This window comes from Nannocystis sp., assembly GCF_016714285.1.
GTDB lineage: Bacteria > Myxococcota_A > Polyangia > Nannocystales > Nannocystaceae > Nannocystis.
In genome coordinates this window covers 1-16,619 of sequence record NZ_JADJNN010000030.1, presented here as the reverse complement: position 1 = coordinate 16,619, position 16,619 = coordinate 1, and the positions used below count along the sequence as shown (strand labels likewise).

General features: G+C 68.9%; 22 protein-coding genes. All 22 read right to left on the bottom strand.

All coding sequences use genetic code 11. The features are described 5' to 3' along the window. Position 1: 1 nt before the first annotated feature. Positions 2–460 carry a hypothetical protein gene (locus IPJ59_RS31465; RefSeq protein WP_293274812.1) on the bottom strand — a complete coding sequence of 153 codons (459 nt, stop codon included), beginning with the start codon at positions 458–460 and terminating at the stop codon, positions 2–4. Then, positions 457–807, bottom strand: a complete 351-nt coding sequence (locus IPJ59_RS31460; RefSeq protein WP_293274810.1) for a hypothetical protein — start codon at positions 805–807, stop codon at positions 457–459. Before IPJ59_RS31460 ends, IPJ59_RS31465 begins: the two co-directional genes overlap by 4 nt. 3 nt (positions 808–810) lie before the next feature. Next, entirely contained in the window at positions 811–1,029 is a 219-nt protein-coding gene (locus IPJ59_RS31455; protein ID WP_293274808.1) for a hypothetical protein, read from the bottom strand. After that, the gene (locus IPJ59_RS31450; RefSeq protein ID WP_293274806.1) at positions 1,026–1,430 is read right to left on the bottom strand and encodes a hypothetical protein; all 405 of its coding nucleotides are present in this window, start codon (positions 1,428–1,430) and stop codon (positions 1,026–1,028) included. The genes IPJ59_RS31455 and IPJ59_RS31450 overlap by 4 nt, the downstream gene beginning before the upstream one ends. Continuing rightward, entirely contained in the window at positions 1,427–2,338 is a 912-nt protein-coding gene (locus IPJ59_RS31445; protein ID WP_293274805.1) for a peptidoglycan recognition protein family protein, read from the bottom strand. Before IPJ59_RS31445 ends, IPJ59_RS31450 begins: the two co-directional genes overlap by 4 nt. Positions 2,339–2,452: 114 nt before the next feature. After that, a complete protein-coding gene (locus tag IPJ59_RS31440; protein ID WP_293274803.1) occupies positions 2,453–2,704 on the bottom strand; it encodes a hypothetical protein in 252 nt (83 codons plus the stop codon). After that, positions 2,701–3,795, bottom strand: a complete 1,095-nt coding sequence (locus IPJ59_RS31435) for a DUF5047 domain-containing protein (RefSeq protein ID WP_293274802.1) — start codon at positions 3,793–3,795, stop codon at positions 2,701–2,703. Before IPJ59_RS31435 ends, IPJ59_RS31440 begins: the two co-directional genes overlap by 4 nt. Further along, positions 3,795–5,738: a hypothetical protein gene (locus IPJ59_RS31430; protein WP_293274800.1), complete on the bottom strand. Its 1,944-nt coding sequence runs from the start codon at positions 5,736–5,738 to the stop codon at positions 3,795–3,797. The genes IPJ59_RS31435 and IPJ59_RS31430 overlap by 1 nt, the downstream gene beginning before the upstream one ends. After that, positions 5,735–7,612 (bottom strand): hypothetical protein, encoded by a 1,878-nt coding sequence (locus IPJ59_RS31425; RefSeq protein WP_293274798.1) that lies wholly within the window; start codon positions 7,610–7,612, stop codon positions 5,735–5,737. The genes IPJ59_RS31430 and IPJ59_RS31425 overlap by 4 nt, the downstream gene beginning before the upstream one ends. Positions 7,613–7,615: 3 nt before the next feature. After that, complete coding sequence (locus tag IPJ59_RS31420) at positions 7,616–8,035, bottom strand: hypothetical protein (RefSeq protein WP_293274796.1); 420 nt, start codon at positions 8,033–8,035, stop codon at positions 7,616–7,618. After that, a complete protein-coding gene (locus IPJ59_RS31415; RefSeq protein WP_293274795.1) occupies positions 8,028–8,228 on the bottom strand; it encodes a hypothetical protein in 201 nt (66 codons plus the stop codon). Before IPJ59_RS31415 ends, IPJ59_RS31420 begins: the two co-directional genes overlap by 8 nt. 2 nt (positions 8,229–8,230) lie before the next feature. Beyond that, entirely contained in the window at positions 8,231–9,178 is a 948-nt protein-coding gene (locus IPJ59_RS31410; RefSeq protein WP_293274793.1) for a phage tail tube protein, read from the bottom strand. Further along, positions 9,178–9,348, bottom strand: coding sequence for a hypothetical protein (locus tag IPJ59_RS31405; RefSeq protein ID WP_293274791.1), 171 nt, complete (start codon positions 9,346–9,348; stop codon positions 9,178–9,180). The genes IPJ59_RS31410 and IPJ59_RS31405 overlap by 1 nt, the downstream gene beginning before the upstream one ends. 14 nt (positions 9,349–9,362) lie before the next feature. Further along, positions 9,363–9,863 (bottom strand): hypothetical protein, encoded by a 501-nt coding sequence (locus tag IPJ59_RS31400; protein WP_293274790.1) that lies wholly within the window; start codon positions 9,861–9,863, stop codon positions 9,363–9,365. Next, the gene (locus IPJ59_RS31395) at positions 9,860–10,741 is read right to left on the bottom strand and encodes a hypothetical protein (protein WP_293274788.1); all 882 of its coding nucleotides are present in this window, start codon (positions 10,739–10,741) and stop codon (positions 9,860–9,862) included. Before IPJ59_RS31395 ends, IPJ59_RS31400 begins: the two co-directional genes overlap by 4 nt. A gap of 6 nt (positions 10,742–10,747) precedes the next feature. Then, a complete protein-coding gene (locus IPJ59_RS31390) occupies positions 10,748–10,945 on the bottom strand; it encodes a hypothetical protein (protein WP_293274786.1) in 198 nt (65 codons plus the stop codon). 98 nt (positions 10,946–11,043) lie between these two features. Then, positions 11,044–12,486, bottom strand: a complete 1,443-nt coding sequence (locus IPJ59_RS31385) for a phage major capsid protein (RefSeq protein ID WP_293274785.1) — start codon at positions 12,484–12,486, stop codon at positions 11,044–11,046. A gap of 3 nt (positions 12,487–12,489) precedes the next feature. Further along, a complete protein-coding gene (locus IPJ59_RS31380; protein WP_293274784.1) occupies positions 12,490–13,275 on the bottom strand; it encodes an HK97 family phage prohead protease in 786 nt (261 codons plus the stop codon). Beyond that, complete coding sequence (locus IPJ59_RS31375; protein ID WP_293274782.1) at positions 13,268–14,410, bottom strand: phage portal protein; 1,143 nt, start codon at positions 14,408–14,410, stop codon at positions 13,268–13,270. The genes IPJ59_RS31380 and IPJ59_RS31375 overlap by 8 nt, the downstream gene beginning before the upstream one ends. Next, entirely contained in the window at positions 14,407–14,550 is a 144-nt protein-coding gene (locus IPJ59_RS31370; protein WP_293274780.1) for a hypothetical protein, read from the bottom strand. The genes IPJ59_RS31375 and IPJ59_RS31370 overlap by 4 nt, the downstream gene beginning before the upstream one ends. Before the next feature lie 11 nt (positions 14,551–14,561). Then, positions 14,562–16,151 carry a hypothetical protein gene (locus IPJ59_RS31365; RefSeq protein ID WP_293274778.1) on the bottom strand — a complete coding sequence of 530 codons (1,590 nt, stop codon included), beginning with the start codon at positions 16,149–16,151 and terminating at the stop codon, positions 14,562–14,564. Further along, positions 16,151–16,582 (bottom strand): phage terminase small subunit, encoded by a 432-nt coding sequence (locus IPJ59_RS31360; RefSeq protein WP_293274776.1) that lies wholly within the window; start codon positions 16,580–16,582, stop codon positions 16,151–16,153. Before IPJ59_RS31360 ends, IPJ59_RS31365 begins: the two co-directional genes overlap by 1 nt. Positions 16,583–16,619: the final 37 nt, after the last annotated feature.

The following is a 16,619-nucleotide window of genomic DNA, read 5'->3' as shown; positions in this document are numbered from 1 at the left end:
GTTAGATGAGGGAGATGGGGGATTCGGGTGCGACGACGAGCGACGTCGCCGATGTCGCGACACCGATCACTCGCACCCAGCCGACCGCCGGCGGGGTCTGTGTCGGCACACCGGCCGGGCCGCAGAACACCGGCGCGCCAGGAGTCCACGACCAGGACGGCTCGACGATCTCACCGGACTGGCGGACAGGGCCGGTCTGCCCGGCCGAGATCGCGCCGGTCGTGACAGCGACAGCGCCGTGAGCATGGGCGGGGATACCGGTGTCGGCGTGCACCCAGCCGCCAGCGGACGGGGTGACAACCCGATGCCCGCCGAGCGCAGAGGCGGCCGTCACAGTCATGTCCGACGCTGGCGGGCCGGGCGGGCCGACACCAGGCACCTGGGTGACCAGGATCGGCTGCCGGCGCACCTGGACCACCACGGGCGGCTGCTGGTTGACCAGTGTCACCGGGCAGGTCACGAGGCCACCACGTGCACGGAGCCGGACAGGCGCGTTGGCCCGCCCGTCTGCTGGAGCCGCCACCCGTACACGCCGGCTGTGACCCCGGTCGAGTCGCCGAGGGTGAGCGTGAGCTTGGCGTCGGGCCCGGGCCCGGCGGTGAACGCTCCGCTGGTCTGATCGGTGATCGTTCCGGCGGTCACCGCCGCGACGAGGGCGGCGACGCCGGCGGTCTCCGACTCGACGGTGTAGGTCCCGGCCCAGTCTGCGCCACCGACGATCACCGCGGCGAGAGACACGGGGTCGCCCTGCGTCCACCGCAGGTTCAACGTCTGCGATGACTGATCGAGGTACGGGCCCGTCGTCACCGGTCAGCCCTTGACGTCGACAGGGTTGTCGGCGCGCACGATCGGCTCAGCCCACCGGTAGGCGAGGTTGACGAGCGCGCCGAGCCCGGCCGCGGCGACCGGCTTCCACGCTTCGACGTCCATGTCGAGCAGCGGGAGCCCGATCAACTGGCCGGTCGTGGCGAACACGAACGTGGCCAGAGCGCGGCGGGCGGCGCGCTGAAATCCGGTGAAGCGGGTCATGGCTGGTCTCCTTCCAGGTGCAGGTGCCGCTCGATGCGGGTCACCCGATGCTTGATGTCGCCGATCTCGGCGTGGATGTTGCGGCGGTCCTCCACGGACGCGGCGAACCCGCGGAGCATCTCGCCCCGCAACCGGTCATGGTTGGCGCTGGCGGCGCTGACCGCCGCCTTGATCTCCTCCAGCGCGCCACGTGCGGTCGTCCCACCATTCGGGTCGGTGATCTGCTCGTGCACTTCGGCGATCATCTGTGCGGACATCTTCAGCGGGCCAGCCTCAGCGCTGATCGCTGTCAGCTTGCCGCGCACCGACCACACACCCCAGGCGATGACGGCCACGGTCATGATCGCGGCGATCCCAGCGAGCACACCCGGCCAGTCCGCCGACGCAATCGCCAGCATCACGCCGCCTCCGGCTGCGCCGCCGCGAGCGCGGCGAGGAAGTCACCGAACGCCCGGTAGGCGGCCTCGGTGGGCTCGTCGTACACGCCGGTGACCGGCGCGCCGAGCGCCGCCTGCATCACCTTCACCGCGTCGATCTCGGCGGCCAGGAACTTGCCGTCGTTCGGGCGGGCCTGCTTGCGCCATCCCCAGGCGTCCATGATCTCGATCAGCCGCCACGCTGACGGGCCCTGCGACCCAAGCTGCAGCGTCGCCTCCGGGATAACCTCGGTGCGGGCCATCTCGGCCACCACCAGCGCCCGGAACGTGTCATGCCGCCAGATCACGGGCCGCCCGTACCTGTCCAGCCCGGCCGTGCCGAGCGTCGGATGTGACGGGGTGGGGCCGGCCGGGTCGATCTTGCGGTTCGGGCAGGACGGCTGGCACCACGAGTTGTGGGTGAAGATGTCCTGCATTGGGTCGAGGCCGAGGCGTCGGCACAGGGTGGCCACCAGGGTCACGTAGGCGTCCAGTTGGGCTGGCGGCCACACCTCGCCGACACCGTTGTTGCCAGCCTCGACCGCGAACATCCACCGGTTCCCGTCATCGCGCGGCACGGTGCCCGTCGATGTCATGACCGGCCCGCCCTTGCCTTGACAGTTCGCCGCGCCCGCGGCACCGATCCACACCTTGCCATCGCGGGCCAAGAACACGTTGCCGATCGGACGGGTATCAGCGCGCTCGTACAGGTACCGGCAGGTGTCCCGATCAGGGGTCCTCGACGACCCGGCGGTGTGGTGGATCACGATCCCCCGCACCCCGTCGAACCCGCCGGACGACCGGGAGCGGGTCTGCCATCCCGGCCAGCCCTCACAGTCCAGCCCGGCATCCTTGAGCCACACGTCGAGTTCACGCAGCCAGATCGAGCCCATCAGCCCTCCACATCTTCGGTGTCACCGGCGGCGTAGTCCTCGCCGTCGTCGGTCAGCTCGTACTCGGGGTCGGCCATGACGGCCTCCTTCAAGGGTTGGGGGATCGGGTTGGGGTCAGGTGAGTCGTGCGACGACGAGACGGTCGACGCCGCCGCCGACCTGGACGAGTACTCGCTGGTTGGCGGTGAGCGCACCGACCGTGACCGTCTTGGCCGCCGGCTGGCCCGTGGTACTCACGTCGTCGTCCAGCTGGACGAGCAGCGGGCTCGCCTGCTTGACGGTTCCGGTGCGGAACGCGGTCGCGTTCGCCTGCCGCTCGAGGACGGTGATCCGGTCAACCAGCCAGCCGATCACGGGATCGCTCATGATCCGACCAGCACCTTCCGTGTCCGGCATCTGACCGCGCCGCCGTGAGCGGCGAGCGGCATCACGATCTCGTCGAGGACATGCACCGCGTTCACGAGGTCGGTGGCGACGAGCGTGACCGCGTCGGAGCACACCAGCGCGGGGTTGGGGACCGCCTGAAATTCGATCTGCATGGGTACTCCCGAGGATCGGGCGAGACGGGCCTGGGCTTCCGCGAGCGCCCCAGCGTTCGACGCGGCAAGCGTCGACGACACCCGGAGCGGTTTGCGGCCGAACGGGCCATCCCACGCGGTCGGTGACAGCGGATTCATGTCCGTCGCGACCCCTTGGACCTTGGCGGCGTTGGTCGCGTTGTTACCGGTGACGGTCACCTGGTTGACCGCGTCGGCACGGTCGAGGCTGACGGCCAGGTCGACGAGGACCCCGCCAGCGCCTTCGGAGATCACGGCAACCGGATCGTCAGCGACCGGCTCCAACGCGATCTCGCACACACCGTCGTGGGCCATGTACACCTCGCAGCCGCACGACTGGGCCAACTCGATCGCCTTGGCGACGGGGTCGGCGTCGAGGGGGATCACGATGGCCGGGGTGGTGATCGTCGTCTCGACGGCGCGGAACGTGAGCGACGGGAGCGCCGCCAGGAGCAGGGTTTGGATCGCGGTGACCGTGTTCGTCCCCGCAGTGATGGTCAGCTCGGCGTCGAGCCCGGCGTCGGCGACCGCCTGGAACCGGTCGAGGCCGGACAGGTCGGTCACCTTCTTCCGCCGATCAGCACGGCTGGTCTGGATGCCGAACACACCCCACGGGACCAGCCACTCCGTCCCGTCGGGGAGCCGGATCCCGCGTTGCACGACCAGTTCTGCGCCGAACGGGGCGAGCGGATCCGACGCGTCGTTCGGCAGCAGCAGCGGCTCCGCGAGGGTGAGGTCGATGCGGCCACGGATCTGCGACCCACGGTTCATCGTCACCGTGCCGGCGGTGACGGCGAGGTCGGAGGCGATGGTGTCGCCGCCGTAGAGGACGTCGACCCGGGTGACGACCCGGTGCGGTTGGGTGACCGCCGCAGCCCACCAGGCGGGTACCGGCAGCATCAGCCGACCTGGATGTAGTCGACGGTCACGTAGCGGCCCTCGGTGGCGATCTGTTCGGCGGTCCGCTCACGTGTCCAGCCGGTCGGCTGGATCAGCATCGACGGCCCGAGGATCGCCGGCTGCAAGATCATCAGGGTTCGGCCGTCCAGCAGCGCGGTGACCGCGTCCGATTCGGCGAGGGAGGCGACGTCGACGCGGAAGCTGCCCGACCGGTACTTGGGGACGTCCCACACGACCACCGGGTCGGTGCGGCCGATCACATCCAGCACCGCGGTGGGGATCTCGCGGCGGTCGTCAGGGAACCCGTCAGGCTGCCACCCGGACAGCAAGATCTCGTTCGTCGGTGCGGCGACGTCACGCAGGTAGAGCGACGTAGGCGTGTAGCTGGCGACCGTGCTGTACACCCAGGCACCGGCGGCACCGGCAGCATTCACGCCACGCGCCCGCCACAGGGCGGGACGGTCCGGCACTACCAGCCGATCCGTGATCGTCGCCGAGTTGCCCGCCGCCGCGAACCTTGACCCGGCAACTGGCGTCCACAACCCACCGACGATCACCGTCAGGGCATCCAGATCGACCGTCACCGCACCACCGGCAGTGCCGGCCGCGGCGATCACACCCACCAGCGGGTTGACCGTGACGGCACCAGCCGGCGCGGTGAAGCTGACGGAGCCCGTCGACCATCCTGCCGGCTGGATGGGTCGCCCGAACGGGATCGAGATGATCCCGCCCGCCGAGTTGCCGAACAGGGCAGCAACGAATGGGGCGTTATTCCCCCAGGCTGCCGAGTTGACGTCGACGATGATGTCAACCTGCTGACCGGCGACACACGGCCGGTTTCCGGCGGCGATGTACCCGCCGGCGTCCGCCACCGTCGTCGCGACAATCCGCTGCACTTGCCCGCGGCCAGCGGCCGTGGTCGCCGAGAACACGCAGGACGTCGGCGTGTTCCACAGGCCGGACACGAATCCGCCGACGACACCGGCGACCGGCGTCCCCTCCATCTCGCCAATCGACTCGACCAGGTTCGGCCCGGACAACCGCTCGACGTCGACACCGGTCCACGCGTCGAACCCGGTGTTGCGGGTGACGGCCACGCTCACACTCGCGGTCGACGGTTGGGCGGTCGGCACCACTGTCGACACCTGGGCGCGGGTGGTGGTCACCGAGAACGTCGACGACGCAACCCACGGCGACCATAACGCGGTCCCGTTCACCAGGTCGGCGGCACGGACATACACCTTGTAGAGCGTCCCGTCTGGCAGCCCGGTGATCGTCGCCGTGTTCCCGGTCCCAACCCCGGACGTCTCGGCGAGCGCCGCGGACGTCGCCGCGTTGAACCCGCCCGCACCGTACTGGGCGGACGTGAACACACGCACCGCCCACTGCGACTGCGCGGCACCATCGGTGTCCGGCTGGCTGTAGGTCCAGCCGACCGCCAACGAATCCAACGTGACCACCGCGGAGTCGAGCGTCACCGTCGGCTGGGTGACGTAGCGCAGATCGCAGTACGCCTCAGCGGCCACGATCGAGTACGGGTTCGCTTGCTTCGGGTTGACGTGCAGCCACACCCGAAGCCCGTCGACGTCGGCCTGGGTGCCGGTCCACGCCACGGACGACGAAGATCGGGTGGTCAGCGACGACCCCCACGACTGGTCGTACCAGTCGACCAGTACAGTGCCATCAGCCTTGGTCAGCCGCATCTTGTGCGCGCCCGGTGTCAGACTCGACGCCTTCGCCTTCAAGCGCCCCGTCAGGCTCTTGGTGACCGCCCCGGCCGGCAAGGTGGACGTGCCGAGCGTCATCGTCGCTGTCGCGGCCGACCCACCAGCCGCACTGACAGTCGTCCCATTACTGTTGTCCGACAGGGCCGTGTGCGGGTTCCCGGCGGCGAGCCCCGACGACGACACCGTGCTATCCGGACGCAACGTCACCAGCGTCATCCGACCCTCGCTCCTGTCGGGATTGCCCCGGCCCGCAACTGGTTGATCCGCGCCTGCGCCGACTGCGCCGACGCCACCGACGCGCTCGCCGCCCGAGCAGCAGCCGACTGCGCGGCGGACGCGGCCGCAGCGATCTCCCGCAGTTGGCTGATCGCCGTCGCATACCCCTGCACCGACACCGAGATCGTCGGCGCCAACTGGTCAACCTCAAGACCCTTCAACCGGACCGCTTCCAGCAGCCCCCACGTCAGCGCCTGATTCCGGACCTCAGTCGAGATCGTGGTCGTCGGCGCGATCTTGTCCTGCGCCGCACCGACCTCGTCGAGCCCCGCCGCGGCCGCGGCCGCGCCATCGGCCGACACGTCAACCGACTTGCTGTCCGGGATCCCGTCCAACGCGGACGCCATCTCGCGCGCCTGCTCAGCGAACTGTGGGAACTTCGCGGCCGACTCGGACAACGCATCCCGCAAGATCTGCTGCTTCTGGCCGGCGTCCAACGTCTGCCCCGCGGCCTCGGCCAACGCTTGCTTGTTCGCCAGGACCGCCTGCGCCTGAGACCACATCGCTTCGCCAACATCGCGGGCGCCGGCCGCCGTCGCCCCACCCTCCTCGTTGTAGCGGGCGGCCGCCGCCGCCACCTGATCGGTGGCGTCAGCCAGGCGGAACGACGTGTCGATCGTCGACATCTCCGCGGACAGCAGCTCCTCCTGGGCGCGGGCGGCAGCGAGAGCGGCGTCGGCCTCCTTCTTGAGCGCCAGCGACTTCGCCTCGATCGCCCGCTCGTAGGCGTCGCTCGCCGCGGCCTGCTCCTCGGCGGTCTTGAGCGCCGTCACCTTGTCGGTGAGCCCGTCGAACGCGCCCTCGGCGACAGCGCCGTCAGGCATGTCGGTGAAGAAGTCATCGATCCCACCGACGACATCCTCGACCGCTTTGCCGATCGCGCCGAGCCCCTCGATGAGCGGCTTCAGCACGGTCGTCACAGCCGAGATGACGGGCGCGAGAACCTTGAACGCGCCAGCGAGCGCAGTCCCCAACGTCTCCACGAGCGGCCCGGCGGCGTCGACGACGTCAGCGAGGATCGGCGCAAGCTCGGCGACCACGGGGGCGAGCGCCTTGCCGAGGGTCAACAGCAGCCCCGAACCGGCGTCGGCGAGCTTGTCGAAGGCGTCTCGGACGTCACGGCCCGCCTGGATGTCGGCATCCGTAAAGATCTTCGACGGCTGCACCGACTCCAGCGCCGACTTCAACGCCGGCGCGCCAGAGCCGATGATCTCGGCCATCCCCTGCCAGCCCCTGCCGAAGATGTCAGCCCCGGCAGCGGCCCGCTTCGCCGGGTCCTGAATCCGGTCCAACGCATCGACAGCGTTCAGGAAGGTCGCCTGAGCGTCGAGCGTGCCGTCCTTGGCGCGCACCACCGAGACGCCGTACTCGTCGAACGCGTGAGCGTTCTGGCCGAGCACCTTCTCCATCCGCCCGATCGCGGCCGCTCCGGCCTCCGCGCCGACCCCGAGATCGCCGAACACCTCAACGAACCGGGACGCTTCCTCGGAGGTGGTGCCGGTGGCGTCGCGGAACTTGCCGACCTCGATCGCGGCGTCCTCAAACTCGGAGACGGCCTTCCCGGCGACCACGGCGAGCGCGCCGACACCGGCCGCGGCGACCGCCGTCTTGCCGGCAGTCGACCCGAACACGTCACCGAGCCCCGACCAGCCCGCCTTCAGCTTCCCGCCGACACCTTCGGCCGCGCCGACCTTCTTGCCGAGCAGATCCAGCCTGTCAGAGAACGACCCCGTCGCACCCTCGGCGTCCCTCGTCGCGTTCCGTAGCCCGGACGAGTCACCGAGGAACCGGATCAGGATGTCACGAACGCCCACAGCTCACCCCCGATCCCACAACTTGTCGATGGCCTGCCCGTACGTCTCCAAGATCCGAGGGGTCTCCTCGACGATCGTTGGCCACAGGAAGTAGCCGCCACGGTTCGGCTTGTTGAACTGGGCGAACGCGTTCGATCCCCACTCGGAGCCGAGCGCCCCAGGGAACCCGCGGCCCATCCGGACACCGGCCCCAACCGCCAGCGTCGCCGGGCGCAGATCTCCGGCCGCCCTCTCGAACATCGCCGAACGGCCGGTGCGATGATGTGGGACCCCGGCGGCCCGAGCGCGGGCGCCGGGGATCACGATCGTCTCGGCGGTGGTCTTGCCGGCGAGCCGGTACTCCCGGGAGCCCTCGACGTCACCGACCGCCTTGAGGGACCGCTGTAGCTCTTTCAGGCCCTCGACGCGGATCTGGCTAGGCACGGCGCCGGGACTGCTCGGCCTCGACAGCGGCCCGCTCGCGCAGGATGACGAGCCGCATCGCGAACAGCCCGGCGAGCTTCTCCGGGTCCGATTCGCGCAGGCACGCCCGGTCGATCGAGTCGAGCTTCACGGTTGCCGCACGGTGGAGCCGGTCGAGGTACTCGGCCTCGGTCACCGGCGTGTCGGCCATCATGGTCATGGGGTGGCGTCGCCGTTGACGAGCGTCATCGTGCACGCCGCAGCGTCCGACGTGGTGGACAGCATTCGGAACGGCAGGTTCAGGCCGAGCAGGCCGGGGCCGTCCACTGTCGGGGTCTCACCATCGAACCGGGCGTTACCGGCGATCGTCAGCGAGTGGGCCCCAGCGGTGAACACGGCACTGATCGCGGCCTCGGTGCCGTTCACGTACCGGTTGTACGCGGTCAGGTCGGTGAAGTCGGCCTCGATTGACCCGGTGAACGACCGCCAGCCCGACTCCTTGGCGACCAGGGGCCGGTCGGGGTTCGTGGCCGACATCTTGTAGCGCGGCCAGTCGAGAGCGTTGTCGATCTCGAAACTGAAGCTGTCGCACGCGAACACCGACCCGGCCACCGACAACTGTGCGCCGGCGAACGTGAACGGCACCCACGCGGCGGCGTAGGTCGGGGCGACCAGCGACTGGCCGGTGTCCTCGAACTGGCCGACCAGCGACAGCTCGACCATGACGATCTCGCCGGTCTTCGCGGAGATCTTCATCTTTGCGATCTGGCAGCCGAGGTAGGAGAACGGCCACACCGTGCCATCTAGGCCGGGGCGACCGACCTGGCACGACAGGCCGGACCCGACGAGCGCGCCTGGGGTGAAAACGTGCGAGTACGGTCCGGTGCCAGACGACGACACCGCGCCCATGCCGTGACGCAACAGGATCCCGAGGTTCGCCGGGCCCAACTCGTGCTCGACGGTGCCTTCTACCTTCCGGGTGCCGGGATACCAGCGGCCCTGGTGGCGACGCCCAGCCTTGATGCTGGCCGACTCGATCCGCTCGATGGTCTGCTTGAGCGACTCCTTGACGTGCTCGATCGCCCTGGTGGGGGCGGTGTAGATGCCGGCGGTCGCCTCGGTGGCGTACCCGATCTGGCTGTCGAATCCTGAGGCGGTCGCCATCAGTCACCTTCCTTCTTGGTTGGCTTGGGCTTGGGTTGGTCGACCGGTTCCCAGTCGGCGCTGACGGCGTAGCCGGGCGGGATGGTCACCTCGATCTCGTCGCCCGGCGCAGCGATTGCGCCGAACATCTCTGCGGCCTCCATCGGGCCGACGTAACGGAACCTGGCCATGAGGCCTCCTTCGGTTAGATGCGGGCCTGGAACCCGACACGGATGACCGCCCGCCCTCCGTAGCCCTCCTGGGTGGGCTGCACGGACCATGCGGGCGAACTGATCCCGATGCCCACCACTCCGGCCTCTGCGAGGTCGGCGACTGGACTGATCGAGGATTGGGGAAGCAGTCGTGCGGCGTCGCGGACAGCGCCCTCGACGGCCTGCGTCAACTCCTGGATCCGACAGATCACCTCGCGGCACGTCCGACCGGGGATCAGCGACGTCACCACCACCACCGCAGCGAACTGCTCTTTGCGGGCGAACGTCCCGATCGTCGCCCAGTCCTGCTCCGGTGACTCGGGCTGCGACACCACCACCACCGACTCGGTCATCCCCGCACCGGCATGATCCCCGTCGTCAGGGTCACCGATCCATACCCCGACCCCGGACGACTCGGCGAGCGTCGGCCAGTCAAGCCCGGCCAGCATGTCGGCCAGGGCGGTCAGACCGGTGAACGTAGCCGAGCCGTTCACGCGATCCCCGGCACGCTGAACGTGTTCGCGTCGATCTGTTCGTTCACCTCAGGGATCGTCGTGTGCGCACCCCTCACACCGGGGGTGACCAGCACCGCGGACCAGCCAAGCTCCGACGACGAGTAGCTGATCGCGTTCTCCGGCAACCCGCCACCCTTGCCCTTGGCGAGCACCTCACGACACAAGCGCATCGCAGCAGCCTTCAGCCCAGGTGGGGGGACATTCTGGCCGTGTTCGTAGCCGACCCTCACCCTCGCCCCAGTCGACCAGCCGCCACTGCGGGTGATCGTCGTGTTATCCGATCCCGGGACCGCCGCGCACTCCGCCGGTGTCAGGGTGGACAGGACCGTGCCATCATCGGCCAAGAACTCGGCCCACCGCACCCGCCGCACCGTCGGCACCGACGCCAGCAACGGGCCCGACGTCGCCGCGAACGTCTCGACCGCGAAGCGGGGCACGAACGCCTGCCCGCACCACTGCTCGATCTTCGCCTCCACCTGCTCCCGCGCCGTCGAGATCGCCGCTGGCGTGAAGTTGACCGCCGCCGCCATCGCTGTCTCCGCTGCCCGAAGCTCGGCGTTCGTGAACCACAGGCGGCCCACCACATCGACCAGGCGAGAGGCGTACACGTCCCCGCCGACCGTCCAATCAACCGACAGCACATCAATCTGGCGGGTCTGCGCCGCCGTCAACACATACTGGCGTGGCCCGGTCCCGGTCCCGGTGGTCGCCTGACCGGTGACGACAGCGGTGCCGTCGGAGCCGCGGACGGTCACCAGCACCGTGCCAGGGTCGACGGGTTCCCCGTCGGCCCCGACCAGTTGCCAGGTGAGCGTGAATGGTGCGCCCGCTACGGCGCGCTGGTCAGCGACCTGCACCGGCTGCTACTTCCGGCCGCGCCGGACGCCGGGGCGGGCGGTGGCGTCGAGGACTGCGGTGTCTCGGCGGGCGGTGGCGTCGAGGGGCTCGAAGAAGTGCCCGTAGCGCTTCACGACGGGGTCGTCGTCGTTGAGGATCGAGCCTTCGCCGATGGTCACGTTGTCGGGCATGTGGACGGTGGTGATGCAACGGACATGTGCCACGTTGGCCTCCCTTGTCTTTCGGGGGTGGTGGGTGGAGCGCGTCGGATCGAACGACGTCACCAGGGTGGTGTCCCCACCAGGGGCGCTCCTGCCAAGGATCAGGCGTCGAGGACCTTGACCGCGGCGGCGTCGATCAGCCGGGCACCGTGACGGAACCGGGAGTACCAGCCGCGCTGGCCGGTCGGGCGACGGTTGGCGCCGAACAGGTACGGGACCAGTTCGACGGTCATCCCGATGCGGTCATGGATCCGGTACTTCTTGAAGTCGCCGTACGCGAGGATCTTGTTCGACGCGGCGGCGTCGATGACACCGTCCATCTCCGAGTTCTCGTAGGCGGCCTGCAGCCGAATCTGGCCAGATGCGCCGACCCCGACGGGGCCGTCGGTGAGCAGCCGGTGCACGGAGCCCGAGCCGGTATCGAACTCGGCGATCAGGTTCAGCACGTTCAGGTTGGCCATCCACACGCCATTGCGGCGGTGGCGGGGGGCCACGGCCTGCTGCAGCTTGTAGACGTCACCCCGGACGAACGTGTCTGCGGTCGTCGTTGCCACGACGGTGGCCTCGGTGATGAGCCCGAACGGCTGGCCGGTGCCGGTGCCCAGTGTGAACGCGTTCAGTTCCAGCCGGTCCTTGGCGTCGGCGAACGCGTCGGCGAGATCGGACGACAGCGACGCGAAGTCGTCTTCGGCCTGCACCGAGAACGGGACGAACGCCTGCCCCTGGTGGATGGCGATCGACGGCTGAGCCAGCGTCGGGGTGTCGTCCGACACCTCGGACTCCTCAGCGTCGTACGACGCGGTGACCCCGGCGGAGGTGATGCCCTGCCAGTTGTCGGTGGCGACCGAGTTCACCGTCGCCAACTGACGGATCGGATTGACGACACCGTTGTTGGTGAGGATGATCGTCGGGTCGAGCGTGAACGGCATCAGGTAGCCGCCGGAGGCGTCGGTGGTGATCTGCAGTCCGCGGATCTCCTTGACGGCGTCGGCCTGCTCGGCGGTGAGGATCGGCTGGGCACGCAGCGACAACTCGATGAACGCGTCGCGGTACTCGGGCCGGCCGGTCGTCAGGATGTGCCGGGCGAGGGCGCCGCCGCGGTTGATGCGCTTGTTGCGCAGCATCCGCTCGACGTGGGCCTTGTTGTCGTCGGACAGGTCGTCCTCGATCTCGATGGCTCGCAGGGCGCGGGATTCGATGTCGCGGCGAACCTCGGGGGTGCGCGGCGCGGACCGAAGCTCGATGTCGTACGGGTTGTCGCCGCCGCCGGCGCGGCCGGTAATCGCCGGGGCGTCGAACTTGGCGGACGCCTTGCGGGCCGCGTCGATCTGGAGACGCTCGTCGAGGTCGGCCCGAAGGTCGGAGATCTCGCCGGTGAGGGTCTTGGCCTGGTCACGCAGGGTCACCATTTCGGTGTTCTCGGCGTCGGTGGCGTCGCGCTTCTCGTCGAGCAGGGTGGCAGCGAACGCGTCGATCTTGTCGACCGCGGCGTCGCGCTGGAGGGTGAGGTCCGCAATCTTCTTGCGGAGCAGTTCGATGAACATGGGTCAGCTCCTTCGGAGGCTGGAGGCCATCGCCAGGTAGGCGGTGGCGGAACGGTTGGGGTTGACCTCCGGGTGCCCTTCGTCGGGCGGCGCGGTGGCGGGGTCGCTGCCGGTGGACGGACCGGCGGGCAGCGGCGAAGTGGGGCGACCGGAACGCTCGGCGCGTTCGCGGTGGCGGTCGTGGTACCAGTCGGTCAGCCCGCGCACCGCCGCGGTCGCGGCAGGGTTCGCCGGGTAGACGACCGGCCCGAACTCGTACAGGCGAATCTCACGGATGGTCCGCTCAGGGATCCCGTCAGGGTTGTAGTCGGACTTCTTCGGCTCCATCACCCACTCGTCGCGGGTGACCTTGAACCTGAACGACGACCCGAGCAGACTGCCGAACATCCGGCCGTCCATCGTGCGGCCTTGCAACGCGGGGAGCACGAAATTCCGGTTGTAGTCGGTGTCCAGCAGCGGGACCTCGTAGTAGGGGCCCTCGTCCTTCTCGCGGAGTTCCTCGATCGGGCCGAGTGGCTTGTCGCCGACCTGGAAGTCGTATCCGTGATCGTACGCGACCTTCACCGTGTCGCGGTTCTCGCGGATCGTCTTGCGGAACGCCCCCTTGACGGTGCGTTCGATGAACAGGCCTTCCATCCACGAGTCGATCCGGTACCAGTTGTCGAACACCGAGAAGTACCCGAACATGGTGGTGCCGTCACTTTCGGCCGCGTCCGCGGAGTCGGTGCGAAGGTCGACGGCGCGGTCGAATCGGCCTCGGAACAGGATGTCAGTCAACGCCTCAGGCATCGGTCGCCTCCGTGGGTTGGTTGGGGGGCCGGTCTTCGAGTTCTCGCATCTCGGCCACGGACAGGAACACTTCGCCGGTCAACGCGTTGATGTCGGCGGCGGTCTTGTACGACTGGTACCGGGCCAAGAGGTCCGCCTGCAGCAGCCCGGCCGGGTTGAGCTTGACGACCTGCGGGCGGGCGATCAGCGACGACCACGCCTCCTCGATCCGACGCATCGGCATCAACAACTCCTGCAGATAGTCCTGCTTGCGTTGCTCACGATTCGCGTACGTCAGCGACGACCCGCCAGGGGCGATCCCGACCTCCTCGGGTGGGGTGCCCATGTACCGGCACACCTGCTCGTCAGTGAGCCGCATCAGCTCGATGAACTGCGAGTCCTCCGGGTTGACCTGCATCTGCGTCCACTTCACCGACTGCGGCAACACGATCGGCTCACGGTTCGACCCGGACACCGCCTCCATGACCCGCGCCTTCAACGCCTTCGCTCCCTCGGTGCCAGGATCACGTTCTGGGGCGATGATCGAGGTCGGGTGCGCGCCGTCACGGAAGAAGTTCCCACCGAAGTCCAGGGCGGCCATGCCGGGAAACAGGGACCGGCGGGCGTACTGCAACGGGTTCAGGCCCCTCGGCGAACCGGGCAGGACGTACATCGGGCAGTGCCACAGCCTGCCGACCGGCCACAACTCCTCAGGCTTCCCGTCGACCGTCCACCCGTCACGCTGCGTCCACTCGGCCCGGTCCGGGTGCAACAGGTGTAGCCCGATCGGACGCGTCCCACCCTCAGCGGTCCGCACGAACCCTGACGCCCCACCAGCCAGGTACATCGACACGGTCACGGCGAACACCCACGACGAACGCAGCGTCCCATCGCCGGCCGGATCAGCAACGACCTGCGGATCAGGAATCGTCTTCCGGTCGCGCTTGGTATGCACCGGGAACGTCGACACGGTCGCCGCGTTCTTCATCGCGCACCGCCACACCACCGACGACGTCAACGCCTGCTCGATGCTCTGCACCGACGACTGCGAGATCGACGACGAGCCGCCAGCGATCCGAACCCAGTCGTTGAACGTGAACGCCGGCTGCCCGGCACGGGCCACATCGCGCGGTGGGCGGCGGAACAGGACGCTCATCGGCTCAACCGCCACGCGAACAGCAACCCGAACCCGCCGGCCACGATCAGCCCGACAGCCGCCACCAACATCACGGCACCGGCCACGATCAGCCCGGCAGACACGACCTCGACAACAGAGGTCACCACGTCACGATTCACAGTGGACCTCCTCAGTACACGAAGAACTCAACGGGCTCAACCACGGGCATCGTCATCGCCGCCTCGTAGGCCAGCACCGCCGCCACCGCAAGATCGATCTTGCGGCCATCCTCCGGTTTCACCAGCACGTACATCGTCCGCCCATCCGCCTCATCGGCAGCCGACCGGACCTTCTCCAACGCCGCCGCCAACACGTGACCCGTCAACCGCTCGTCATCAGCGTGACTGAGCGTCCCGGAACGCACGGCCGTCAAGAACCGGTCCACCGCCCGAGCGAACCTGGACCGCTGGTTCGTATCGAACGCCAGCACCGTCTCGTCGCCGAACTCGGCCGCCCACGACTCCAACTCGGTCGCCCACCGGGGCGGGTCCCCGAACATGCGGCCCACCGTCCACGCAGAGAACGCCGACCGGACCGACGACCCAACCTCCAACCGTGGCACCGTCCACCCCCGGTCAGGGCGGCCATCATCGAACCTGGGCCGCTCCCAACAGCCGGCCACCCACAAGAACCCGTCAGCGGTGCAGCCGACCAGACCAGTCGTGTCATCCGAGATCGACCCGTCGAACCCCAACCCGACCCGCTCCGCCCCGGCCACCACCCGACCCGGGTCAGCGAGCTTCGCCCACTGCTCCCCGTCGACGGCGAGCCCGCCGCCCTTCGTGTTCCAGTTGAAAAAGAACCGCTCCGAGTCCCGCCACTTCGTTTCCGGGTCGCGGATCTCCTGCACCAGCCGGTCCAGATCCACCCACCAGGCATCCTCGTACGCCTCGGCCAGCGCCGCCCGCAACACCCCATCGGGGGCATCCAACGTCACCGGCACCCCGCCGACCTCACGTGGGGCCTCACGATCATCGACGTACACGCCAGCCGCACCGGCCTGCACCGACCGATGCGACCCCTCAGCCACAGACCCTTCACCGGGGATGAAGCTGTTCGTCGTCTCGAACGACGCCCCGCCCATCTTCGCGACGTTCCGGCGGATCGTCCGCGCCAACTTCACCCCACCATTGCGTGGCGTCCACAGGTGAGTTTCGTCGAGCACCCCGTACGTGATCGGCTGCCCCTCGCGGCTACCCGCCGACGCTGTCACCGGCTCCAACTTCGCCCCCGGCTTGTCCCGCAGAAAGCACCGCGTCAACCCGGCATCGACCCGCAACGCCTCGGCCAACTCGCCGTCGTTCTCGGTCAAGAAGTAGTACACCACCGACCACGTGTTGTCCGTCTGACCCTCCGACACCGCAGCAACCTGCACCCACGGCAACGGATCACCCGGACCACCCCACGGCACACCCACCGGCTGCCCGGCAGCATCCCACCCACCAAACCGCACCGGCCCAGCGAACTCGGCAACAGCCTTCCCCGCCTCGATCGGCGACTTCCCCCGACCCTTCGACCGGCGGCTATAGCCACGCCGATACACCCGGCGACCCGTCAACGGATCCAACCGGAACCACTCCAACACCCCCCGAGCCTGCGAATCCGTCAACACGAACGGCTCAGCCGGGTCACGCGGCGACGGGAACAGATCCGCCCACCAATCAAGCACACCCCACCCGAGCGTCGGGAAGTCGTCAGGATGCTGCGGCTTCCACGGCATCACACCACCGACTGCAAGTGCCCATACCGCCCCGACCGAGACTTCGCCCCAGCCGGCCCGGCCTGGCTCGCCTCAGCCTGCGGGGCACGCCAACGGCGATCCTGCTGACCCTTCGGCGTCACACCGTACGTGTCCATCTGCAACCGCAACTCCCCCGCGCGCTGAAACTCGCCACGCTCCACCTGGTCGTACAGGCGCACCAGTTGACGCAACCCCGGCAGATCAGCCGGCGACCAGAACGCCGCGAACCACGCACCCATCCACGTCACCCACGCCGACACGCTCGCCGGCATCAACCCCTCCGGCGGATCCGGCACCGGCCCGTGCTGCCAACCAGCACCCGATGCCTCCACCGGCTGACCACGATCACTCACCTTGTTGCGCCGAACCCGCAGCGACGGGTCCTTCGGCGCCGGTCCACGACCAGCCATCGTCACTCACCTCCTCGGGAACCCCAGGACCTCCCAG